Origin of the sequence: Lachnospira intestinalis (assembly GCF_040095895.1) — a bacterium.
GTDB lineage: Bacteria > Bacillota > Clostridia > Lachnospirales > Lachnospiraceae > Lachnospira > Lachnospira intestinalis.
Window position 1 is genome coordinate 53,385 of record NZ_JBBMFS010000004.1, and the last position, 24,517, is coordinate 77,901.

Annotated in this window: 21 protein-coding genes and 1 pseudogene; 18 read left to right on the plus strand and 4 right to left on the minus strand. The window is 40.0% G+C overall.

Going from position 1 to position 24,517, the window contains the following annotated elements; translation table 11 throughout:
• Positions 1-10: 10 nt before the first annotated feature.
• Positions 11-2,086: a heavy metal translocating P-type ATPase gene (locus tag WMO37_RS05870; RefSeq protein ID WP_022431413.1), complete on the plus strand. Its 2,076-nt coding sequence runs from the start codon at positions 11-13 to the stop codon at positions 2,084-2,086.
• Between the two features lie 88 nt (positions 2,087-2,174).
• Here the strand turns inward: WMO37_RS05870 and WMO37_RS05875 are convergent, their stop codons facing one another.
• Together WMO37_RS05875 and adhE are read right to left on the minus strand one after the other, a co-directional pair.
• Positions 2,175-2,936 (minus strand): phosphotransferase family protein, encoded by a 762-nt coding sequence (locus WMO37_RS05875; protein WP_436970260.1) that lies wholly within the window; start codon positions 2,934-2,936, stop codon positions 2,175-2,177.
• A 59-nt stretch (positions 2,937-2,995) separates the two neighbouring features.
• The gene (adhE, locus tag WMO37_RS05880) at positions 2,996-5,584 is read right to left on the minus strand and encodes a bifunctional acetaldehyde-CoA/alcohol dehydrogenase (protein WP_436970267.1); all 2,589 of its coding nucleotides are present in this window, start codon (positions 5,582-5,584) and stop codon (positions 2,996-2,998) included.
• A gap of 170 nt (positions 5,585-5,754) precedes the next feature.
• On the opposite strand from adhE, the gene glgB reads away from it, so the two are divergent.
• The 5 genes from glgB (at position 5,755) to WMO37_RS05905 (ending at position 11,525) form a co-directional block, all read left to right on the plus strand.
• On the plus strand, positions 5,755-8,961 hold the full coding sequence (gene glgB, locus WMO37_RS05885; RefSeq protein WP_022431416.1) for a 1,4-alpha-glucan branching protein GlgB: 3,207 nt from the start codon (positions 5,755-5,757) through the stop codon (positions 8,959-8,961).
• Between the two features lie 12 nt (positions 8,962-8,973).
• A complete protein-coding gene (locus WMO37_RS05890) occupies positions 8,974-9,375 on the plus strand; it encodes a response regulator (protein WP_022431417.1) in 402 nt (133 codons plus the stop codon).
• A gap of 92 nt (positions 9,376-9,467) precedes the next feature.
• Positions 9,468-10,307, plus strand: coding sequence for a DegV family protein (locus tag WMO37_RS05895; protein ID WP_022431418.1), 840 nt, complete (start codon positions 9,468-9,470; stop codon positions 10,305-10,307).
• Complete coding sequence (locus WMO37_RS05900; protein WP_349154552.1) at positions 10,300-10,626, plus strand: hypothetical protein; 327 nt, start codon at positions 10,300-10,302, stop codon at positions 10,624-10,626. Before WMO37_RS05895 ends, WMO37_RS05900 begins: the two co-directional genes overlap by 8 nt.
• Before the next feature lie 80 nt (positions 10,627-10,706).
• Positions 10,707-11,525 carry a PhoU domain-containing protein gene (locus WMO37_RS05905; RefSeq protein ID WP_022431420.1) on the plus strand — a complete coding sequence of 273 codons (819 nt, stop codon included), beginning with the start codon at positions 10,707-10,709 and terminating at the stop codon, positions 11,523-11,525.
• 9 nt (positions 11,526-11,534) lie between these two features.
• Here the strand turns inward: WMO37_RS05905 and WMO37_RS05910 are convergent, their stop codons facing one another.
• Complete coding sequence (locus WMO37_RS05910) at positions 11,535-11,969, minus strand: response regulator transcription factor (protein ID WP_349154553.1); 435 nt, start codon at positions 11,967-11,969, stop codon at positions 11,535-11,537.
• Positions 11,970-11,974: 5 nt separating this feature from the next.
• Between WMO37_RS05910 and WMO37_RS05915 the strand changes: the two genes are divergently transcribed.
• Both WMO37_RS05915 and WMO37_RS05920 read left to right on the plus strand, forming a co-directional pair.
• Entirely contained in the window at positions 11,975-12,520 is a 546-nt protein-coding gene (locus tag WMO37_RS05915; RefSeq protein ID WP_349154554.1) for a hypothetical protein, read from the plus strand.
• 167 nt (positions 12,521-12,687) lie between these two features.
• The gene (locus WMO37_RS05920; RefSeq protein WP_022431423.1) at positions 12,688-13,755 is read left to right on the plus strand and encodes a Fic family protein; all 1,068 of its coding nucleotides are present in this window, start codon (positions 12,688-12,690) and stop codon (positions 13,753-13,755) included.
• A 43-nt stretch (positions 13,756-13,798) separates the two neighbouring features.
• Here the strand turns inward: WMO37_RS05920 and WMO37_RS05925 are convergent, their stop codons facing one another.
• Entirely contained in the window at positions 13,799-14,248 is a 450-nt protein-coding gene (locus WMO37_RS05925; RefSeq protein WP_022431424.1) for a MerR family transcriptional regulator, read from the minus strand.
• A 325-nt stretch (positions 14,249-14,573) separates the two neighbouring features.
• Here WMO37_RS05925 and WMO37_RS05930 point away from each other — a divergent pair, with 325 nt between their 5' ends.
• The 10 genes and pseudogenes from WMO37_RS05930 to WMO37_RS05975 all read left to right on the plus strand — a co-directional run bounded on the left by WMO37_RS05930 (position 14,574) and on the right by WMO37_RS05975 (position 24,449).
• Positions 14,574-15,257 carry an HD domain-containing protein gene (locus WMO37_RS05930; RefSeq protein WP_334301375.1) on the plus strand — a complete coding sequence of 228 codons (684 nt, stop codon included), beginning with the start codon at positions 14,574-14,576 and terminating at the stop codon, positions 15,255-15,257.
• A gap of 27 nt (positions 15,258-15,284) precedes the next feature.
• A pseudogene (locus WMO37_RS05935) lies at positions 15,285-15,788 on the plus strand (PhoH family protein); the annotation flags it as partial.
• A gap of 404 nt (positions 15,789-16,192) precedes the next feature.
• Positions 16,193-17,029 carry an ABC transporter ATP-binding protein gene (locus WMO37_RS05940; RefSeq protein WP_349154555.1) on the plus strand — a complete coding sequence of 279 codons (837 nt, stop codon included), beginning with the start codon at positions 16,193-16,195 and terminating at the stop codon, positions 17,027-17,029.
• Entirely contained in the window at positions 17,030-17,722 is a 693-nt protein-coding gene (locus tag WMO37_RS05945; protein ID WP_022431428.1) for an ABC transporter permease, read from the plus strand.
• Between the two features lie 278 nt (positions 17,723-18,000).
• Positions 18,001-19,017, plus strand: a complete 1,017-nt coding sequence (locus WMO37_RS05950; protein ID WP_349154556.1) for a TRAP transporter substrate-binding protein — start codon at positions 18,001-18,003, stop codon at positions 19,015-19,017.
• A gap of 2 nt (positions 19,018-19,019) precedes the next feature.
• Complete coding sequence (locus WMO37_RS05955; RefSeq protein WP_349154557.1) at positions 19,020-20,501, plus strand: sensor histidine kinase; 1,482 nt, start codon at positions 19,020-19,022, stop codon at positions 20,499-20,501.
• 20 nt (positions 20,502-20,521) lie between these two features.
• Positions 20,522-21,355: a response regulator transcription factor gene (locus WMO37_RS05960; RefSeq protein WP_349154558.1), complete on the plus strand. Its 834-nt coding sequence runs from the start codon at positions 20,522-20,524 to the stop codon at positions 21,353-21,355.
• Positions 21,356-21,628: 273 nt separating this feature from the next.
• The gene (locus WMO37_RS05965) at positions 21,629-22,657 is read left to right on the plus strand and encodes a TRAP transporter substrate-binding protein (protein ID WP_349154559.1); all 1,029 of its coding nucleotides are present in this window, start codon (positions 21,629-21,631) and stop codon (positions 22,655-22,657) included.
• On the plus strand, positions 22,657-23,142 hold the full coding sequence (locus WMO37_RS05970) for a TRAP transporter small permease (RefSeq protein ID WP_022431433.1): 486 nt from the start codon (positions 22,657-22,659) through the stop codon (positions 23,140-23,142). Before WMO37_RS05965 ends, WMO37_RS05970 begins: the two co-directional genes overlap by 1 nt.
• Complete coding sequence (locus WMO37_RS05975) at positions 23,139-24,449, plus strand: TRAP transporter large permease (protein ID WP_022431434.1); 1,311 nt, start codon at positions 23,139-23,141, stop codon at positions 24,447-24,449. The genes WMO37_RS05970 and WMO37_RS05975 overlap by 4 nt, the downstream gene beginning before the upstream one ends.
• Positions 24,450-24,517: the final 68 nt, after the last annotated feature.

Genomic DNA, 24,517 nt, shown 5'->3' on the forward strand with positions numbered 1-24,517 from the left:
GGAGAAAAGTATGAAGTTTGTCATCAAACATGAAATCCGCGGCAGACTGCATGTTCATCTGATACAAAAACGCATGACGTTTGAGGAAGCAGATACGCTGCAATACTATCTGAGTACGAACAAGTATATTACATCTGTAAAAGTATATCAGCGGACGTGTGATGTTGCGGTAACATATGTAGGCGGCCGCGCGGAAATTATTAAGGCATTCCAGCGGTTTGCGTACAGTAAAGTCGATGTGCCGGACGTTTTTATACAGAATTCCGGCAGGGAACTCAATCAGGAATACTGGGACAAGCTTGTCAACAAAGTGGTACTCCGCTGTGGAAGCAAGCTGTTTTTACCGTATCCGGTGCGGGCAGTGGCTGCCACGATAAAGTCTGTCCGTTATATCTGGGAAGGCATCAAGTGTCTGGCACACGGTAAAATCGAAGTGCCGGTACTGGACGGAACGGCAATCGGCGTGTCTATATTCCGCGGCGATTTCGACACAGCGGGTTCTGTGATGTTCCTGCTTGGAATCGGTGAGATTCTGGAAGAATGGACACATAAAAAGTCAGTGGGAGACCTTGCAAGAAGTATGTCTTTAAATATCGGCAAAGTATGGCTTGTCAGTGACGGACAGGAAGTTTTAGTACCGGCTGAAAATATTCAGGCAGGGGATAAAGTGGTTGTCCATATGGGCAATGTCATTCCATTTGACGGTATTGTAAGCAGTGGTGAAGCCATGGTCAATCAGGCGTCCCTTACAGGGGAATCCCTGCCGGTACGCAAGGCAGAACAGGCATCTGTTTATGCTGGAACGGTTGTTGAGGAAGGCGGGCTGACGATTCAGGTAAAACAGGTCAATGGTTCAAGCAAGTTTGAAAAGATTGTAACGATGATTGAAGAATCCGAGAAGTTAAAATCTTCACTCGAAAGCAAGGCAGAACACCTTGCCGACAGACTTGTGCCTTATACACTCGGCGGAACGGCACTCACTTATCTGTTTACAAGAAATGTGACAAAGGCGTTGTCTGTCTTAATGGTAGACTTTTCATGTGCGTTAAAGCTTGCTATGCCGATATCCGTATTGTCTGCAATCCGTGAGGCAAGTGTCTACGATATTACCGTTAAAGGCGGAAAATATCTGGAAGCAATGGCAGAAGCGGATACGATTGTCTTTGATAAGACCGGTACGCTTACTAAAGCACAGCCGACTGTTGTGGATGTAGTTTCCTTTAACGGAAAAACACCGGACGAGCTGCTCCGGATTGCGGCATGCCTTGAGGAGCATTTTCCGCATTCTATGGCAAAAGCAGTGGTTGATGCGGCACGTAAAAAGAATCTGGTACATGAAGAAATGCACTCTAAGGTGCAGTATATTGTCGCACACGGCATTTCTACAACCATTAATGATAAAAAGGCAGTGATCGGCAGCTATCACTTTGTTTTTGAAGATGAAAAGTGTATTATTCCGGCAGGAATGGAACAGCGCTTTGAAGAACTGCCGTCAGAATATTCACACCTCTATCTTGCGATTGAAGGCGTCTTAGAGGCTGTAATCTGCATTGAAGACCCACTGCGTGAAGAAGCCGCAGCCGTTGTCAATTCTTTGAAATGTGCAGGCATTTCAAAGGTTGTTATGATGACCGGTGACAGCGAGCGTACCGCAAGTGCGATTGCAAAGCGTGTCGGTGTGGATGAATATTATTCAGAAGTTCTGCCGGAGGATAAGGCTTCCTTTATAGAAAAGGAAAAGAAGGCAGGACGGAAGGTTGTCATGATTGGTGACGGTATCAACGATTCACCGGCATTGTCAGCAGCAGATGTAGGGATTGCAATCAGCGACGGTGCAGAGCTTGCAAGGGAGATTGCCGATGTAACGGTAGGTGCGGATAATCTGTATGAAATCGTGACATTAAAGGCAATCAGTAACGGACTGATGAAACGGATTCATAAGAACTACAGAACGATAGTAGGCTTTAATTCGGGTCTGATAGTGCTGGGTGTTGCAGGTGTGCTTGCGCCGACAACATCAGCAATGTTACATAATACATCAACGCTTTTAATCAGCTTAAAGAGCATGGAAAATGTGCTTTCATAAGAAAAAAGCGGTATTCCACCAGCATTTGGAATACCGCTTTTTTGCGGTGCGCCTGCCTTGGCGCACCATTTATGGTAGCTGCACGTTATTATTGATAATCACACACATCAATCATCGATTCTAACAGTTCTTTTTCTTCAGGAATATGTTTTGTCATACGGGCGGCAGCTACGATTGGAAGCCATGAATGGACGTAGCGGCGGTCGGTATGGGTCTTTTTGCAGAAATCAACAAGATATTTTTCCGCAAAGCTTTCATCTACCAGCTTTAACATTAAATATGTGTTGGCAACATCGGCACTGGCATTGCCCTGTGTGGCATGAACCCAGTCAACGGCAGTGATAGCGGTAATCTTTCCGGCATCGTCCGTTTCAACAAGGATATTGTCCGGGCAGTAGTCGCCGTGGCAGAGCTTGTTGTGCTTTGGCAGCGATTCCAGCCGGGTAGACAGCTCATATTTAATGTTAGAATCCAGTTCCAGCGCATTAATCTGGCGCACCAGCTTATCCTTTAACTTTAACAGCAGTGGGTTGGAGCGCTTATTAAAAGCAATCTGATAATCTACCATGGCATGCACGTAGCTGTCAATATTTTCAGGGTGTTCCTTGATTAATTGTGTCAGTGTTACCCCTTTTGCATATTCACTGGTGATAACCCACTGACCGTCTTCTACGGAAATGCTTAAAATCTTTGGAATATCCAGCCCAGTGTCTTCAACACGGGCTGTATTTAACGCTTCATACAAAACATCGGTTTTGCTGTAGTCCGGGGCAAAAACCTTGCGGACTGTATTGCCGTCTTTGTAAACGGCTTTGGTATCTTTTTTAGAAATGCAGTTGTTCATATTCATATCCTTTCTGCCATACCGGCAAATATCATAATGTCACAAATCACAAATCAGCAGCAGATTTATTTACCGTAGTAAGCTTTTAAATACATTTCCTTGATTTCACGCATGAGCGGATAACGAGGATTTGCACCGGTACACTGGTCATCAAAGGCCTGTTCTACCATGTCATCTAATGTATCTAAGAAATATTTTTCATCTACGCCGTAATCTTTAATTGTCTTTTTAATACCGACCTTTGCTTTTAATTCTTCGATAGCGGTAAGGAAGTTTTCAAATTTTTCATCGTCATTCTTGCCCTGAATACCAAGGAAGTTTGCACATTCTAAGTAACGCTCCTTGCAGTGCGGATATGCATACTGTGAAAATGTACCCATTTTTGCCGGTACTTCTGCGGCATTAAAACGCATGACATCGGTAATTAAAATGGCATTGGCAATACCGTGCGGCAGGTGGTGGAAAGCACCCAGTTTATGTGCCATAGAGTGGCATACCCCTAAAAATGCATTGGCAAATGCCATACCAGCCATCGTAGATGCGGTTGCCATCTGTTCACGGGCTTTGGCATCATGCGGACCGTTTTCATAAGCCGCAGGCAGATAAGTGAAAATATTTTTCATTGCCTTTAAAGCAAGACCGTCTGTGTAGTCGGTTGCCATGATAGAAGCGTAAGCTTCCAGTGCATGTGTTAAGGCATCAATACCGGAAGCGGCAGTTAAGCCCTTCGGCTGATTCATCATCATGTCGGCATCAATAATTGCCATTTTAGGAAGCAGCTCATAGTCTGCAAGTGGATATTTGATACCGGAATCCTGGTCTGTAATAACGGCAAACGGTGTTACCTCGGAACCTGTACCGGAAGATGTCGGAACGGCGATAAAATAAGCCTTTTCGCCCATTTTCGGGAAGGTGTAAATACGTTTGCGGATATCCATAAAGCGCATTGCCATATCCATGAAATCAGCTTCCGGATGTTCATACATTACCCACATAATCTTACCGGCATCCATAGCAGAACCGCCGCCGATAGCGATAATGCAGTCCGGCTCAAACAGACGCATGGCTTTTGCACCCTCTTGTGCGCAGGCAAGTGTCGGATCCGGGGCTACATCGTAAAATGTGGTATGCACAATACCCATTTCATCGAGTTTATCTGTGACACATTTTGTATAGCCGTTTTTATATAAGAACTGGTCGGTTACGATAAAGACGCGTTTCTTTCCCATAACCGTTTTTAATTCATTTAAAGCAACAGGCAGACAGCCCTTCTTAAAATACACCTTTTCAGGGGCACGGAACCAAAGCATATTTTCTCTCCTTTCAGCAACGGTTTTTACGTTAATCAGATGCTTTACACCGACATTTTCAGAAACAGAGTTGCCGCCCCATGATCCGCAGCCCAGTGTGAGGGAAGGTGTCATTTTAAAGTTGTAAAGATCACCGATTCCGCCGTGGGAAGAAGGGGTGTTGATTAATACACGGCAGGTCTTCATCGCTTCTGAGAATACGGCAACCTTTTCGCTTTCCGTTGCGGTATTAATATAAAGAGAAGAAGTATGACCATAGCCGCCGTCTGCGATTAAGTGGCTTGCCTTATCAACTGCATCATTAAAATCCTTTGCCTTGTACATAGCCAGTACAGGAGAGAGCTTTTCATGGGCAAATTCTTCTGAAATATCCACAGAAGTGACTTCGCCGATTAAAATCTTTGTGTCTTCAGGAACGGTGACACCGGCGAGTTTGGCAATCGTATAAGCACTCTGACCGACAATCTTGGCATTCAATGAGCCGTTGATGATAATGGTCTTACGGACTTTGTCAATTTCATCTTTTGCAAGGAAATGACAGCCACGCTTTGTAAATTCCTCTTTGACCGGTTTGTAAACGGCGGTATCGACAATGACAGACTGCTCGGAAGCACAAATCATGCCGTTATCAAAAGTTTTTGAATGAATAATGGAGTTGACCGCAAGAATAATATCAGCCGAAGCATCAATGATTGCCGGGGTATTGCCTGCGCCAACACCGAGAGCCGGTTTGCCGGAAGAATAAGCGGCTTTTACCATGCCCGGACCGCCGGTTGCAAGGATAATGTCGGCTTCCTTCATCAGGGTATTGGTAAGCTCCAGAGAAGGAACATCCACCCAGCTGATAATGCCCTTTGGTGCGCCTGCGGCAACAGCAGCTTCCAGTACAACCTTGGCGGCAGCAATGGTGCTTTCCTTTGCACGAGGGTGTGGGCTGATAATAATTCCGTTACGTGTTTTTAAACAAATCAAAGTCTTAAAGATCGCTGTTGAGGTAGGATTTGTTGTTGGAATAACAGCGGCAACGACACCAATCGGTTCAGCAATGCGCTTGATTCCGTAAGCACTGTCCTCCTCAATAACGCCGCAGGTCTTTGTATCTTTGTATGCATTGTAAATGTATTCGGAAGCATAGTGGTTCTTGATGACTTTATCTTCCACAATGCCCATGCCGGTTTCGGCAACTGCCTGTTTTGCAAGAGGGATTCTTGCTTTGTTGGCAGCGAGTGCCGCAGCTGCAAAGATTTTATCGACCTGCTCCTGTGAATAGGTTGAAAAAATCCGCTGTGCTTCACGGACTTCTTCAATGCGCTTTTCCAGTGCTTCAACAGTATCAACAATCATAATATTCTTTTCTGACATTTGATGACCTCCAATTTTGTGTAGATTAAGATTGATAATTTATTAACAATGATAGTATACCGTACTTTATGAACTTTGTCAACAATTTAACAATATTGAAAGAAAAAAATTGCTGTGATAATATTTATATATAAGACAATAAGGGGGTTTTTATGATGGATAATTATGGTTTTTACACAGGAAAAAGCTTTGATGCATATGAGTTTTTCGGGTGTCATACAGATGAAAATGGTGCGGTGTTCAGGGTGTTTGCACCGGCGGCAGTCCGGATTAGTGTTATCGGGGAGTTTAACGGCTGGCAGGATACACCGATGAATAAAATCGGTGACGGCAATTTCTGGGCGGTCTATATTGAAGGGGTCAAGCCAGGGCAGATGTACAAATATAAAATTTATAAGTCGGACGGCAGCTGTATGGACCACTGTGACCCATACGGATATGGTATGGAACTGCGCCCTGCTTCGGCTTCGATTGTAAGAAATCTGTACGGCTATGAATTTCAGGACGATGCATGGATGAAAAAGCGCAGTAACGGGGTGGCTTCGGCATTAAATATTTATGAAATCCATGCGGGTTCGTGGAAAAAACCGCAGAATGGGTGGTACCGGTATGATGAGCTTGCCATGCAGTTAGTTCCTTATTTAAAGGAGTACGGATACAATTATATCGAGCTGCTTCCGATTGGAGAGCATCCGTGTGATGAGTCGTGGGGATACCAGTGCAGTGGCTTTTACAGTCCGACTTCACGGTATGGCACGCTGGACGATTATAAAAAAATGATTGATATCCTGCACCACAATGACATCGGTGTGGTCATGGATTTTGTGCCGGTACATTTTGCGCTGGATGCGTATGCACTGGCAAAGTTTGACGGAACGGCGCTGTATGAGTATCCGCATAAGGACGTCGGAAACAGTGAGTGGGGAAGCTGTAATTTTATGCACTCCCGTGGCGAGGTGCGCTCCTTTTTACAGTCCTGTGCGAATTACTGGCTGAAGGAATACCATGTAGATGGTCTGCGCATGGATGCCATCAGCAATATGATTTACTGGCAGGGCAATCCGGCGCGCGGTGTGAATAAGGATGCCGTTGCATTTTTACAGAACATGAATGAAGGACTGGTAAACAGACACAGTGGCATTTTGCTGGCGGCGGAGGATTCCACGGTGTATCCGGGTGTGACAAAGCGCGTGGCGGAAGGCGGGCTTGGATTTACTTACAAGTGGGATATGGGTTTTATGCACGATACGCTTGAATATTTCCAGAAAAATACGGGAGAACGTTTAAACAACCGTAATAAGCTGACATTTTCCATGCATTATTTTAAAGATGAGCGGTATCTGCTGGCATTTTCGCATGATGAGGTCGTGCATGGCAAGGCGACAATTATTCAGAAAATGAACGGCGATTATGACAGAAAGTTTCCGCAGGCGCGTGCACTGTATGCGTATATGGTGGCTCATCCGGGCAAGAAACTCAATTTTATGGGCAATGAGATTGCACATTTCAGGGAATGGGACGAAAAACGGGAGCAGGACTGGAATCTTTTGGATTTTCCGAAGCACCGCGAATTTGCAGCGTATATGCAGGCATTGAATCACCTGTACCTTTCAGAGGAAACGCTGTGGAACGATTACGGCGGTGACGGCTTTGAATGGGTCCATGCGGTATCCCAAAACTACCCGGATACGGAACATTCCTGTGTGTTTGCATGGAAGCGCAAGGCAGAAAACGGCAGACAGCTGTTGTGTGTATTCCAGTTTGCAGACCGCGCAGACGGCGTGACACTGCCGTTGGCAGAAGATGAAAAACCGGAATTGGTATTCGATACGGACTGGATGGAATTTGGTGGGGCAACACCAAAGCAGGATGAGGTTCTGACGGCTCAAAACGGCAGAGCGGTAACGAAAATGGCGGCATTTTCGGCAAAGTTTTTTGTGGTTGGGAAGCGTGACGAGGAAGAAACAGATAACATGGGAGCAGACACTACAGAAGCCGGTGAGCCGATAACCGCAGAACCAATAGAAAAATTGTCGGAAAATTCATCCGTAAAACTTGTAGACGGTGCATGGTTTGACCGTGCGGTGGTGTATCACATTTATCCGCTGGGATATTGCGGTGCACCGCAGTATAACGAGGGTGAAAAGACACAGGGAAGCCGCATTTTAAAGGTTCTGGATAGAATTGGGCATTTAAAGGCACTGGGGGTCAATACGATTTATTTCGGACCGGTATTTGAATCACTGTGGCACGGGTATGATACCTCGGATTATTACAGAACCGATTCGCGGCTAGGCAGTATGAAAGATTTTCAAAAAGTTTTCAGGGCATTAAAGGAAAATGGCTTTAAAATCGTGCTGGACGGTGTGTTTAACCATGTCGGCAGAGGTTTTGAACCGTTTCGGGACTTGCAGGAAAAAGGAGAAGCTTCTATATATAAAGACTGGTTCTGCAATGTGCATTTTGGCAGCAGTACACCGCTGGGTGATGCATTTTCCTATGATACATGGCAGGGTAACTGGGAGTTAGTCAAGCTGAACCTGAAAAATAAGGCAGTAGTAGACCACCTGCTCGGTGCAGTAAAAATGTGGGTGGAAACCTTTGATATCGACGGACTGCGTCTTGATGCGGCAGACTGCATTGATAAAGAATTTTTCAAGCAGTTAAAGGTGTATACACAGGGATTAAAGAAAGATTTCTGGCTGATGGGCGAGATTATCCATGGTGATTATAAGATGTGGGCGAATCCCGATATGATGCATTCCGTGACGAATTATGAGTGCTGGAAGGGCATTTATTCAAGTCACAATGATAAAAATTATTTTGAAATCGCCCATTCCTTAAGACGGCAGTTTGCAAAGGGCGGTATTTACGAAAATCTGCGCCTGTACAATTTTTTAGATAACCACGATGTCAACCGCATTGCAAGTCTGCTTAAAAATCCGGCGGATTTGGAAAATGCGTATACCATGCTGTTTTGTATGCCGGGCATCCCATCCGTATATTACGGCAGTGAATGGGGCATTGCCGGAGTGAAAACAAGCGGAAAAGAAGCAGACCTGCCGGTTCGTCCGCCGATTGAAGAAGCGGAAGTGGCCAAGCGGGATACGAAGCTGGAAAAGCATATTGCGGCACTTGCCAGACTCAGACAGACGACCAATGCACTGGTTTACGGTGAATATGCCGATATTCTGGTTCGCAATGAACAGCTTGTGTTTGTCAGACAGTATAATAAGGAAGCGGTGATTGCGGCATTTAATATTGCGGATACAGCGGTGTCACTGGATTTTGAATGGCAGGGTGAAAAATATGCGGTTGAACTTGCACCGCATGACAGTCGTGTGATTGTAAAAGAATAAGAGGGGGGAATTATGGGGGCAGAAAAATGTCAGAAACGCGTCCTGGTTGTAGAGGATAATGAACTGAACCGGAAAATTGCCGCACAGGTGATTGAAGATGAGGGCATTTTAACGGAATGTGCCATCGACGGTCTGGAAGCGGTAAAAAAGGTCAGGGAAGCACCGGAGCATTATTTTGATTTGATTTTAATGGATGTCCAGATGCCGGGGTTAAACGGCTATCAGGCAGCAGAGCAGATAAGAGGTCTTGGAAGGTGCGATACCAGTGCCGTACCGATTCTTGCCATGACGGCATACACATTTCCGGAAGACTTGAAGCGGGCAGAACAGTCGGGAATGAGCGGATATATTGCGAAGCCGCTGGATATGGACGTTTTATATGAAAAGCTGGAGCAGTGGCTTGTTAAAATGTAGTGATATTTAATTAAACGTATTGTCATCATGGTAAATGTGTGATATAGTATTTAAAACTAGATGAGTTGGTTCACACATGCAGGAGGACAGTAATGGGTTATAAGATTTTAATTGACAGCTGTGGAGAGATTCCGCAGTCACTGATGAGTACAGGAGTTGTTGAAAATATTCCGCTGAGTATTATGGTGGAAGATGAAACAATTATAGATGATGAAACATTTGATCAGAAAAGTTTTCTGGAAAAGGTAGCAAAGAGCAAAAACTGCCCGAAGTCGGCATGTCCGTCACCGGAAGGCTATATGAAGGCATTTGAGTGTGAAGCGGACAGAATCTATGTTGTTACGCTTTCATCAAAATTAAGTGGTTCTTACAACAGCGCAGTGCTTGGCAAAAATCTCTATGAAGAAGAATACAGCGACAAACAGATTGTTGTACTTGATTCTAAATCGGCATCAGTCGGTCAGACCCTGATTGCCATGAAGATTGTAGAAGCAGAGGAGGCCGGACTGTCCTTTGAAGAAGTTATTGCAAAGGCAGAGCAGTTCCGTGAAGAAGAACACACCTATTTTGTACTGGAATCACTTGAAACACTGCGTAAGAACGGCAGATTAAGTAATTTAAAGGCACTGGCGGCAGATGTACTTAATATTAAGCCTGTTATGGGGGCTGATCCCGACGGCAATATTGTCCAGCTGGATAAGGCAAGAGGCATGAAAAAGGCACTCGATAAAATGGTAACACAGATGTTTAAGAATGTCGGCAATACGGAGGAAAAGGTACTTGCAATTTCACACTGCAACTGTCTGGAGCGGGCAGAATGGGTGAAAGAACTGGCACTTTCCAAAGGCACATTTAAGGATTGTTTTATTGTGGATACCCGCGGTATCAGCAGTCTGTATGCCAATGACGGCGGCATTATTATGGTTGTATAATGAAAGTAAAACGAAAAAAGGTATGGGCAGTATTTCTGCTTATAATTTTATGCAGTTTCTTTGTATCCGTGGCGGCAGAACCGTTTTGGTACGGGGAGAGCGTACAGGCGGACACAATGACCGCAGCACCACAACTGGCAGTGCAGACCGTGAGTTTAGAGCAGACGGCATTACAGATAAGGATAAATGCTACACTGCGGATATTTTTAGCTGCCGTGGCAGTGATTTTGGCGGCAGGCAGGCAGTCAGCCCGGTATTTTCCGAAACTGCGGCAGATACATACCGGGGACAGCCGGGAGATTATCTGCTATATTCATAAGACGGATGGAAAAAAGAAAAACGCTTCTATGTAAAAATCACAAAATCGTATTATAAAATACAGACATAGGAGTGTATATAATGAAATTTCATTTATCAAACCTGTTTAACGGACGAAAGGCACTGGCAGAGCAGGAAGAAGCATCCGGGGAAATGAATATTTTAAAGGCAGGACTGCTGGAAAAGCCGGAAAGTGCCATTGCGCAGGCAAGACTGGCGGCAAAGCTGATGTTTGATGAAACAAAAGATGCGTCAATACTGGCTGCAGGGCTTCTAAAGGACTACGAAGAAAATGCCTATATGCAGATTAAAAAAAGTGAAGAAAAAGTAGATTTATATGAAGACCAGATTTGTAATTATCTGCTTGAGATTTCAAAAAGGAAGCTGACGACCGCTGAGAGCCAGCGTGTATCGGTTCTGTTACATACGGTAAATGACCTTGAAACAATCAGTGACTGTACCTGCAGTATCGGTCTGGCGTACCGGAATATGTATGAGAGAAATGCGGAATTTTCGCAGGAAGCCGCGCAGCAGCTTGAACTGGCGCAGCAGGCAGTGCGGGAAATGCTTGAAAAGACCCGGGCGATGTTTGACGATATCCGGCAGATTCAGGAAGTCTATGCGTATCATCAGGTCGTCAGTGAGCTGTTAGACCGGCTTCGTGAAAAACACATTGAACGGCTGAAAAGCAGCCGGTGTATGGTGGAGAGCGGGCTGGTACTGACAGACCTTATCAACTATTACGAAAGAATTGCCGTGCGCTGTCAGCGGATTGCAGGGTATCTGATGCAGGAGGGCAATGAGGCACTGAAAATCCACGGACATGAATACTGGTTTCCTGCAAAGGATTACCGGGAGTTATATGAAGGCTGCAGAGAACGGTATCTGGCAGAGGATTAGATTATTTGATTATTTGCGCAGGAGTTTTAACTCCTGCGCAGTTTTTATTGCCTGTTGCCTGTTCGTTGCATCTAATTTCTGAAAAATATTTTTGCAGTGAAACTTTACGGTATTGACAGAGATGTCCAGATAGTCAGCAATCTGGACATTACTTCGCCCGTCTGCAATCAGTGTCAGAACATGAAGTTCTGTCTGAGTAAGCGGCGTGAATTTTTCACAGCGTTTGCGCAGATAATCCGGATAAAGAAGCCCCATTTCCTTCGATAACGTAATAATCCGATCAAGATAGGCATCCTCAAGTCCGTGTGTTTTCCGGTAACTGCGAAGAAGCAGATACATTTGTTCACCTTCATCTGCAGCCAGTCTGTCAAAGCGGCGGCGTTTTATGATTGGAAGTGTCACATCCAGAAGCTGATAAGCACGGGTGTTTTGCTCAACTTGCATGGAAGATGGATACATATTATAATCAGTGGCATGAATATAGCGTCGGTCAGTCACATATTCTTGGAGATCAGTACTGGAGGGAGTCGAATCAGTATCCGACGGTTTATGTCGGCGGTCATGATGTGTGTTCTCTGTCACGGACGCACAGAAGATATTGTGTGGCAAGAACGTGTACATCGGCATGGTACCGCTATGAATTAAGTGTGTATAATATTTATCATCGTGACTGGTGTCACAGCATTAATTATGTGCAGACTGCTTATAATACATATGAGCTTCAGCCTTTGAACGCACTTGCACAGTATGCAAAGCAGGAAACACCGGTTTTTAATGCCGGTGATGCGGCAGGACAGAACTGTCAGGACCTTAAATGGTTAAAAGCAATCAATGAAAAGATAGATGCAAACCAATACTATGTATACGAAAGACATGATAATGGAGTAGTATATAATTATAAGACAGATAAAGTCTGGAAGCAGGTAGATAATCCGCTGAAAAATGGTTATCCGAGAGGTGTTACTACAATGGCATTTTTTCGGATTGCGAAGTAACACAATTATTTTACAAAAAAATCAGTGGACAAATAGAAAAAGTTTGGAATAATTCAGGATGAATCAGTGAAAAAATATTATAAATGGTAATTTTAATGTTGAAATTAAGTTCAAAAACAGATAAAATTGAACTTAAATAGTAAAGGCTGAACTTGATGGGTGGTAAAATGAGAAATTTTGATTATAAAAAACTGGCTGAAAAAAACTGGGATAATGAAATATTGCTTCTTTGTTCTAAAATTCATGAATATAAAGGCAGACAGGAGCTTTTTATAAGACAAAAACCTGCCCAGTTAGGCAGACTGATTGAGATTGCCAGAATTCAGAGTACAGAGGCATCAAACAGAATTGAGGGCATTGTAACGACAAGCACGCGCATAAAACAGCTTGTGGCAGAAAAGACTGCCCCCAAAAACAGAGATGAGAAAGAAATTCTTGGATACAGAGATGTTTTAAATACCATTCATGAAAGTCATGAGTATATTGATATTACACCGAATAACATATTACAGCTCCATAGGGATTTGCTTAAACATGCAGGCTTTTCATACGGAGGTTCTTTTAAAAATGTACAGAATTACATTAAGGAAACAAGACCGGACGGAACGGAGATTGTAAGATTTATGCCGCTTGCACCCTATGAAACACCGGGTGCGGTTGAGGCAATTTGCAGGAGTTTTGTAGAAACAGCGGCACTTGAAATTGTCGACCCGCTTATCTTAATTCCGGCGTTTATTTGTGATTTTTTGTGCATTCATCCATTTAATGACGGAAACGGCAGAATGAGCCGTCTGTTGACACTCCTTCTTTTATACAAATGCGGGTATGAAGTGGGAAAGTATATTAGTATTGAAAAGCAGATTGAGAAGACAAAAGATGTGTATTATGATGTGCTTCAGAAAATAGATTACGGTTGGCATGAAGAAGAAAATGATGTAACACCGTTTATCAAGTATAATCTGAAAATGATTCTTGCTTCGTATATTGAATTTGAAGAAAGAGTCGGTGTAATGGATAATTCGGGATTAAAGAGTTCTGCATATGATATTGTAAAGGCATATGCAGACAATAAACTGGGAAAATTCACGTCAGCCGATGTGCTTGCAAACTGTCCGACAGTAGGAAGAACTTCTGTATTTAATGCGCTAAAGAAATTAACAGAAGAAGGATATATACAAAAACACGGAGAAAGAAGGCATACATTTTATGTAAAGACATCAAAATCCCCGTGGTAAGTCCAAACAGATAAAATTAAGTTCAAAAGTTTATAGAATATATTCAGTCCTCATTGTGAAGTCGTCTGCGAGTTTTGCGGTATTTGGCAGGAATCTTTTTAAGCGGTATGGTTTCGGGTGCATGGGTTGAACCTGCTTCTTTGGCGGTTTCATAATACCAGCACTTGTAATCAAGTGTATCAAGAGTTTCCTGAAGCTCTGCCATCTGCGCACGCAGGATTTCACGCTGCTTATAAAATAATTCAAGGCGCTGTTCAATCGTTTCATCGCCCTGTAGGGCAAGATTGATGTACTCGCGGATATCTTTTAAAGGCATACCGGCTTTTTTTAAACAGCTGATGATTTTTAACCAGCCGTAGTCGGATTCCTGAAACATACGGATTCCGCCCGGAGAGCGCTCGACAAAGGGAAGCAGCCCCTCTTTATCGTAGTAGCGCAGTGTTGAAGCCGGAACATCAAGCATTTTTGCCATTTCACCAACAGTATAAATCATAATAATCCTCATTTCTGAGCGACTTTGTCGTGAAGTTGCGATGAGAAATTCGCGCAGGCGATTTCTCATCTGCAATCAGGGAGATTTGTTTTCGCTCAGAAACAAATCACCGTGTGAAAAATATGCTATCAAGCACATTTTTCACACTAACCTCCATTCCGCAGGCATTTTAATGTTGTCTAAATAACTTAAAGATTACTTTAACTTTAAAGACAGTATATCGTGCAGAAAAGATAACGTCAAGAAGGAACATAAAAAATTTTATGTTGATTTTACATACTTTTCATACAAAAAGGATAGCGGGTCAGACCGTTTCCCATTTACAATGAATGTAAAGGGAGGCGGTTTTTTGACATTTGAAGAAATAAAAAATAATGAAGAAATCAATGAATTTATAAATAAGGGAAATTATAATCTGGGACTTTTGGGATATACTGACCATTCACAGATTCACTGTTCCATTGTAGCTGATACAGCGGCGATGATTCTAAAAAAATTTGGATATTCTGAGCATGACATAGAACTGGCAAAGATTGCAGGGTATATGCATGATATCGGAAATGCAATTAACAGGACACATCATGCAGAATATGGAGGGTTACTTGCTGATGGAATATTGAAAAAAACGGACATGAACATTAAGGACAGAATAACGATTGTTTCAGCAATTTCTAATCATGATGAATCGACAGGAGGTGCGGTTGATTTAGTTTCAGCGGCACTTATTATTGCTGATAAGACAGATGTTAGGCGTGACAGGGTAAGGAGCGAAAAGGGAAAGGCTGCATTTGATATACATGACAGGGTTAATTATGCGGTCACTCAGCATAAATTGAAAGTTAATGTAGATAAGAAAACAATTTCACTTAATCTGCAGATTGATACAAAGATATGTTCAATGTATGAGTATTTTGAAATATTTCTTGGAAGAATGATGATGTGCAGAGGTGCAGCGGATATGCTTGGGGCAACGTTTAAGCTTATGGCAAATGGTTCAAAGGTGTTGTAATAATTATTTGGTAGTACATCATATGACAAAATATATATAGGACGTGCAAATGTATCAAGTGATGAAGCATTTGGCTTTCTTCCTGGAGAACTTGAAGATAAGACAAGACCATTGCTGGGCTGTTTTTATTCAAATCTTGAGGATTTACTTAGGAAGGGAAATCATGAAGAGGATGCACAGATACAGATGCAGATAGATGATATGATGGAAACGGGATTATTGAGGGGATTCCCATTAGCTTATATAAGTGGAATGAGCATAAAAAACAGTTTTATAATATGTGATGAAGCACAGAATATAGGCAGGTCCCTTATAAGGGATATTGTTACACGGTGTGGTCAAGGTTCAAAATTAGTAGTTCTTGGTGATACGAATCAGATTGATGTTCCGTTTCTGGATAAAACAAATTCAGGACTTACATATCTTGCGCATAATATGAAGGGAAGTACTAAATGTGCACAGATAACATTTACAGAGAAAGAATATGTTCGTAGTGCACTTGCAACAGAGGCACTCAGCAGATTGGATTAGAAGTCTGCTGAGGGCAGTATTCTGTATTAAAGAAAAACAGTTGGAAATAAAAAAATATAGGAATATTGGCATAAAAATATAAGCGGTCGTAATCGAAAATATTTGTGTTATAATTTGTTTTATGATAAAATATTATTAGAAATAAATTTGTAAAAATATAAGGATACAAGATTTGAAGTCTAATATGAATACTGTTGCAGTTTGGTTGTATTTAAGGAAATAAGCTATAAATACAACTTTTTTAATTGTAATTTTAACCAGATTGTTGAATGCTGTGTTTTTGTTGAATCCGGCAGGACGGTGAAAAAATATGATAGTATTTAAACACATTACGAAAAGGGAAAAAAGCTAATTAACATTTGGAATTGGATTTTGGGATAATAAGTCATGTATAGTGAGGGAAAATGATAAGTATTAATAGGGTGACATTTAATTATAGAAAGAATAGTAAAAGTATTCTTAATAATATTAATCTGGAAATTAAAGACAAAGAAATATTTGGCATATTAGGACCGTCTGGGGCAGGAAAGACAACATTAATAAAGCTGATAACGGGACAACTGGATTCTCAAAATGGAGAAATATTAGTTGATGGGTGTAAGCCGGATGTTCATAACAGGGAATTTAACCGGAAGTTTGGAATTATGATGGATGGTCTGGGATTATATGAACGGTTGACGTGTTATGAAAATGTTTTGCTTTTTGCCAGAATATATAATGTTATCGATTCATATGTTGTTGATGTGTTGAAACAGGTTGGACTTGGGGAACATCTTAACAAGACGGTTAATAAGCTTTCTACAGGTATGAAGCAGAGAGTTTTGCTTGCCAGGGCAATTATACATTCGCCAGCTATTTTAGTATTAGATGAACCTACAAGTGGACTTGATCCGGTAACTGCTGATGAGATTCACAAGATAATAAAAGAAATAAGACACATGGGAACAACGGTATTGCTCACAACACATAATATGAATGAGGCGGATAAGCTGTGTAATAGAATTGCGTTGTTAAATAAAGGCGGGATTATAGAGTGCAATGAACCTGAAGCAATAAAAAGAAAGTACTTTAAAAGTGGAAGCGTGTGTATTCATACAAAAAATGAAAAAGATATTTATCTGGATTTAGAAAAACAAAAATCAGAGTTAATAAATCTTATTCATAGCGGAGATATCGAAACGATTCATTCGCAGGAACCGTGTTTAGAGGATATATTTATTAATTTGACGGGGGAAAGATAAATGATAAATAGTTTAAGAGTCATAAGAGCAATGATTAATAAGGAAAAGACGGATATTTTAAGAAATAAAAAAATGCTTATTATTATGTTTATTTTTCCTGTAATTTATTTATTCATTACTTTTGCAGGCATACAAGAATTTAAGGGAGACGGTTCGGCTTTTGTATTAATGCATTCTATCATGGTTCCAATACAGATAATAGCATCAATCGTGGCAGAGGAAAAGGAAAAAGGAACTTTTAAGATGTTGATGATGTCAGGCGTCAGAGCATTTGAATATATTATAGGCATAATGGTTATTGTAATGATGTTTCTGGTATTTGGAATGGTTATATTTGATCAGACCGGAGCAACAAAAAACAGTGATACTTTTGAAGCTGTTATAGTCAATATGATTGCTTTTATATTGTCTATGATGATTGGTTTTATTATTGGAGTTATATCAGACAATCAGGTAAGTGTAGGAGCGGTGAGTTTACCGGTAACTTTAATTATATTTTTTATGCCTATTGTGGGAATGTTTAATGAGAAATATGAATTCCTCGGAAAATATTTGTATAGTGGTGTACTTTTTAAAATTTTAAATGGTACACATTGTAATTTGGAGAATATTATAATTTTGTCAATAAATACAATTGTGTTAATTGTGATAGGATTTGCAATTGCGAATCCAGTAAAGATAATAAAGGAATAGATGAATTAAAACCGATAACAATAATCTTTAAATTTATTGTTTATATAAGATACATCTTAAATTATAAAAATTCATACTAGAAATATTATATATATGTATTGACTTTTGTATATACTATGTATATCATTTTTAGGAGAATACTATGCAAACTATATCACAAGAAACTAAAATAAACACATTCATCATAAAAACTGCCGTACGACAGTAGAAAAATGATTATTGAAAATCAATAAATCGAAATACCTGAATTTAAAGAATATTAACTTTATGGAGTCATAATGAGAAAAAAGGTAATTACATCGGCTGTAATAATTTTAATCTTATCAATTATATTATTACTAATAAATCATTATAAAGAACACGATTCGGTCGCAGCACCTGAAATTACACTCGTTTATGCGGAAAATCAGGTCGAGGATTATCCGACGACAAAGGGCGCTTACGAATTTGCACGCCTTGTTAATGAAAGAACAAACGGAAGAATTAAGATTGTTGTAAAATGCAATGGAGAACTGGGGGATGAAAAGTCAGTTATTGAACAGCTAAAGTTTGGAGGAATTGATTTTTCGAGAGTATCCATATCATCTATATCCGATGATATTCCGGCATTAAAAGTAATCCAGATGCCGTTTTTATATTCAGATGCACAGGAAATGCTGGATGTATTGAATGGAGAGGCGGGAATGCAGTTCGTAGATGCAGTCCGGGAAAGTAATCTTGGTGTAAGAGCATTATCATGGTATGATGCAGGCGCACGAAGTTTTTATTCTGTAAAGCCGGTTACGGCAATACAGGATTTGCAGGGTTTAAATATAAGAGTACAGGAATCAGAGCTTATGTCAGAAACGATAGAAATGCTTGGCGCGAATCCGGTGAAAATGACCTATTCAGAAGTTTATAAGGGGCTTCAGACCGGAAAAATAGATGGTGCAGAAAACAGTCTTGTGACATATACCTATTCTAAACATTATGAACAGGCTAAGTACTGTCTGATTGATGAGCATACAAGAATTCCGGAAGTGCAGCTAATATCCCGGTATACATGGGATAAATTATCAGATGAAGACAGGGCAATTATATCAGAATGTGCGAAAGAATCGGCTGTTTATGAAAGAGATATCTGGAAGAATACAGAGGAAGCTGCGGTAAAGATGATTGAAGATAAAGATATAACGGTAACGAAAGTGAGTGATGAAGAAAAGCAGAATCTAAGAGAAAAGCTGCAGCCTATATATGATAAATATTGTTCAAACTATATTGATATAATTAAAGAAATTGAAAAAAATCAGGAGTGACTATGTCTTTAAAAAGAAAATTCCAATATGTATATACAATAAGCAGTGCGGTGATTGCAGCAGCACTTGTACTGGGAATATTGCTTTCTGTAAAAGGAATGGACATGCTGACCAATACCCTGGATAATAATGAAAAAGCAATAGAACTGTATAGAGCTGTAACGAAGGAACATAATACATTAAAATTATATTTCGAGGATGCACAGACGATATTGCCTGAACAGATTGATGAAGTCAGGAATGATACAAAAAGGATTCTGAAAAAAATCCCGGCAGATTATAATGGTATGAATGAGGAACAGTATATTGTTATCCAGTCTATACATAATACATATGACAGCTATGATACGATATACCGCAGTATTACAGAGTCGAATCTTAGTGAAAAAGAGTATAGAAATGCGATAGATAACTGTTATAAAGCACAGAATTACTTGGAAGATTATGTGAAAAAATATGAAAGCATAACCGTATCGTTAGGAAATGAGCAGTATAACGGGCAGAAAAAGCTATTTTATATAATACCGGTGATCTGTATTATTATTGCATTTGTAGTAATTGTATTGTTTATATGGATAAGGCTTTTTATGAGCCGGAGCATTGTAAAACCAATTTTAATGCTGTCGGATGAAGCAAGAAGAATAAGCATGAATGATTATTCCGGTGATGATATCATAATAAAAGGTGATGATGAAATATCACTTCTGATTAAGGAATTCACAGAGATGAAACATTCAACAAAGAATTATATCGTTACGCTTAAAGAAAAACATAAAGTTGAACAGCAGCTTGAGCATATGCGTTTTGAAATGCTCAAAAACCAGATTAATCCACATTTTCTTTTTAATACATTAAATCTGATTGCAGGAACGGCAGAAATTGAAGATGCCGTAACAACGGAAAAGATGATAAATACGTTGAGCCGTCTTTTCAGATATAATCTTAAAACGCAGACTTCCATTATGCCGTTGGAGCAGGAAGTAAAAATAATGGATGATTATATGTATTTACAGCAGATGAGATTCGGGCAAAGAATAAAATATATGTGTGATGTTGATAAAGAATGTATGGATGAGCTTGTACCGGCATTTGTCTTACAGCCGCTTATTGAAAATGCAATCATACATGGCTTGTCCTCCTCATCTAAAGGTGGTCTTATCTATGTAAGATGTTTTAAGAAAGAGGATAAAATGTGGCTGTCCGTTGCAGATACGGGGATTGGAATAGAAAGAGATAAATTGGAAAATATCAGAAGATATATTGATAATATATTTTTATCTCCGAATACCAAACCGGCTGCAGCTACTGAAAATGACAATAAAAGTGATGCGGATAACGGAATAAAGAGAAAAACCGTAGGAGTTGGCATAGGAAATATTGCGTACAGAATAAAAGGCATGTACAATAACAGCGGTATCAAAATTTATAGTGTAAAAGAACGCGGAACAGTGATACAGATATTTTTTGGTAACTATAGTAAATGATATTCGGTGGGGAAAGATGGATGTATAGGGTATTATTAGTTGATGATGAACAGATTGAACGTATGGCGCTGGCTAAAAAAATAGACAGATATTACGGAGATAAAGTGGAGATATACCACGCTGTAAATGGAAGAGAAGCGGTTGCCATGTGCGGCGAACAAAAGAATGATATTGTTATTATGGATATATCCATGCCTGAAATGAATGGTGTAATGGCGGCGAAATATATAAGAAAAATGGATGATGAGTGTTCAATCATATTCCTGAGTGCGTATGATGACTTTGAATATGCAAGAAATGCAATTAAAGTCAGGGCTTTGGATTATCTGTTAAAACCCTGCGATATGAATGATTTGCTGGCGGTGATGGATACGGCACTGCAAAAGCTTGATAAAGAAAATGCTGTTAATGGAAATAGTATCTCTGGGAAAGAACAGAATAAAGAAACAGAAATATGCGGAAGCAACGCTAATAATGTCAGAGAAAACAGACCCAAAAGAACAGATAATGTAAGGAATTCTGATGAGCAGACAACAATAAAATACTTAAAAGAGTATGTGGAAAATAATTATATATATGATATATCCATGCAGGAAGCCGCAGAAGAAATGGGATATTCAGATGCATATTTCAGCAAATTGTTTAAACAATATTTTAATCAGAATTTTACGGCATATCTTACAGAGTATAGAATAAAAAAAGCAAAGGAACTGCTTAGCAATACCAATCATAGCATTAAAGACATAAGCAGAATAGTAGGATACACGGATTCCAATTATTTTGCCAAAATATTTAAACGGTTAGTCGGCGAAATTCCTTCAAAGTATCGTGAAAATTTAACAGAAAATGAATGAAAAGTACAGCTCCTTCCGGATGTCATTAGATAAATAGGACTTCCGGTGGGGCTGTTTTTATTTTGTATATAGTAAAACTGCACAATATAATTGCGTATAAACTGTGAAATATATCATGTTATGACAAAAAAATCTCCTTCAATGACAAACATTTACGGTATTAAAACCAAAACGATGCTTTTATTATATAAATATAGAATAAAACCGGTTATAAAGCAGAGGTTATTCAGTAATTTGGCTTTAATAGGTGTCAAAAACAAAAGGAGGAAACAGATGATTAAAACAATAATGAAACGATGTGCTGTACTGATGTTATGTATGGTTATGACCGTTGGATTATTTGGCTGTAATCTGTCAGTAAATAATGGAAAACGTATCGTAAGAATAGCGATAGCACAGTCGGAAACACATCCGGAATACCTGGGACTTGTTGCATTTAAAGAATATGTTGAGGAAAGACTGGGGGACAAATATGAAGTCCAGATTTTTCCAAACGAATTATTGGGTTCGATACAGAAAACAATAGAGCTTACACAGACAGGAGCGATTGATTTCGCAGTTGCGGGTACAGCGAATCTTGAAACATTTGCAGATGTATATGAAGTGTTTAGTATGCCATATCTTTTCGATTCAGTTGAAAGCTATAAGGCAGTAATGCAGGATACGGATTATATGGAAAATGTATATGAATCAACAGATTCTTCCGGTTTCAGAGTCCTTACATGGTACAATGCCGGAACAAGAAATTTTTATGGTAAAAAAGCGATAAATACACCGGCAGACCTTTCGGGAATGAAGATCAGAGTACAGCAAAGTCCCGCCAGTGTAGCCATGATGCAGGCATTTGGAGCGGCGGCTTCTCCGATGAGTTTCGGTGAAGTATATACAGCAATCCAGCAGGGCGTAATAGATGGGGCTGAAAATAATGAGCTTGCATTAACGAATAATAAACACGGTGAGGTTGCCAAGTATTACACGTATAATATGCACCAGATTATACCGGATATGCTTGTTGGAAATCTGAAATTTATTCAGGGACTTGATGAGGATGAATTAAAGGTGTTTAAGGAAGCAGCCTTAAAGTCTACAGAGGTTGAACTTACAGAGTGGGACAAGTGCGTTGAGGAAGCTAAAAATACAGCCCATAACGAGATGGGTGTGGAATTCATATATCCGGACATTACACTTTTTAAAGATAAAGTTAAAAATATGCAGCAGGATATGATTCAGAAAAATCCTTCGATTGTTGATATATACAATCATATTCAGAAAGTAAATAAACGCATAGGGGAGGAAAAGTAATGGCTATATTAGATAATATAAGAAATGTCATGAATAAAGTAATCAGAATTATATGTATAGTACTTTTTGCATTTATGGTTATTATTGGAACGTACCAGATACTTGTAAGATACATTTTCAATAGTCCAAGTACTGTATCGGAAGAACTTCTGACGTATTCATTTACGTGGATGTCTTTATTTGCAGCCGCCTATGTGTCTGGAAAAAGAGAACATATGAGAATGGGGTTCCTTGCAGATAAGTTAAGTGGAAAGAATTTAACAATACTTAATGTTGTAATTGAAATTATAACAATTGCATTTGCATTGATAGTAATGGTCTATGGAGGTATATCCATTACAAGTCTGTCGATGACTCAGAAGACAGCATCTCTTGGTATTCCAATGGGATATATATATATTGTTATTCCCATAACAGGAATTGTTATTGCAGTGTATGGCATATTAAATGTGACAGATCTTATCAGGAAAGGAGAAAATGTATGAATATAGCATGGTTATCAGGTCTTATTATATTAGTGATTCTTGTTATAATGCTTATAGCAGGAGCGCCGATTGCAATATCACTTGCAGTTTCATCAATATGTGCAATCCTTCCGGTATTGTCAACCGAACCGGCACTTGTAACCGGTGCGCAGAGAATATTTTCGGGAATATCAGTATTTAATCTGATAGCGATTCCATTTTTTATTCTTGCCGGTAACATCATGAATAAAGGTGGAATTGCCATAAAACTTATTAACTTTGCAAAGATATTTACAGGAAGAATACCGGGTTCGCTTGCACATACAAATGTTGTGGCAAATATGCTTTTTGGTGCGATATCAGGTTCGGGTACGGCAGCAGCTTCGGCAATGGGTGCTATTATAGGACCGGTTGAAGAAGAAGAAGGGTATGATAAGAATTTTTCAGCAGCCGTAAATATCGCCACAGCACCGACAGGCTTGCTGATACCACCTAGCAATGTAATGATTACATTTGCGATGGTCAGCGGTGGAACTTCAATAGCCGCGCTTTTTATGGCAGGTTATATTCCGGGGATTCTCTGGGGACTTGCATGTATGGTAGTAATCTATATATATGCAAAGAAAAGAGGATATACAAGCAGTAAACGATATGCACTCAAGGAAAAAACTAAAATAATACTTGAAGCATTGCCGTGTCTTCTTATGATTATTATCGTTATCGGCGGTATTATTGGTGGTATTTTCACGGCAACCGAGGGTGCAGTCGTTGCAGTTGTATATAGTCTTATACTTTCACTTGTATTTTATAAGTCTATTAAAGTAAGTGAACTTCCTAAGCTTCTTATGGACAGCGCAGAAATGACAGGAATCATCATATTCCTTATTGGTGTATCAAGCATAATGTCATGGGTTATGGCATTTACAGGCATACCGGCAGCGATATCGGGAGTAATGCTTGGTATCAGCAGTAACAAGTATGTTATTCTGCTCATAATAAATGTTATTCTTCTTATTGTCGGAACATTTATGGATATGACACCTGCCTGCCTTATATTCACCCCAATCTTCCTTCCGATATGTCAGGCAGTCGGTATGAATACCATTCATTTCGGTATTATGATGATATTCAACTTATGTATCGGAACAATCACACCTCCGGTTGGAACAACGCTTTTCGTAGGTGTTAAGGTCGGTAAGACAAAGATAGAAGATGTTATAAAGCCTTTGCTTTATTATTTTGCGGCAATATTTATTGTCCTTTTACTTGTAACTTATATACCGGCTATTTCATTATGGCTTCCGGGATTATTGGGTTATGTAAAGTAGTGCTTATGTAAAATATCCCCATTCACAGAGTTTATATAATCTGTGAATGGGGATGTTTTTTATATGGG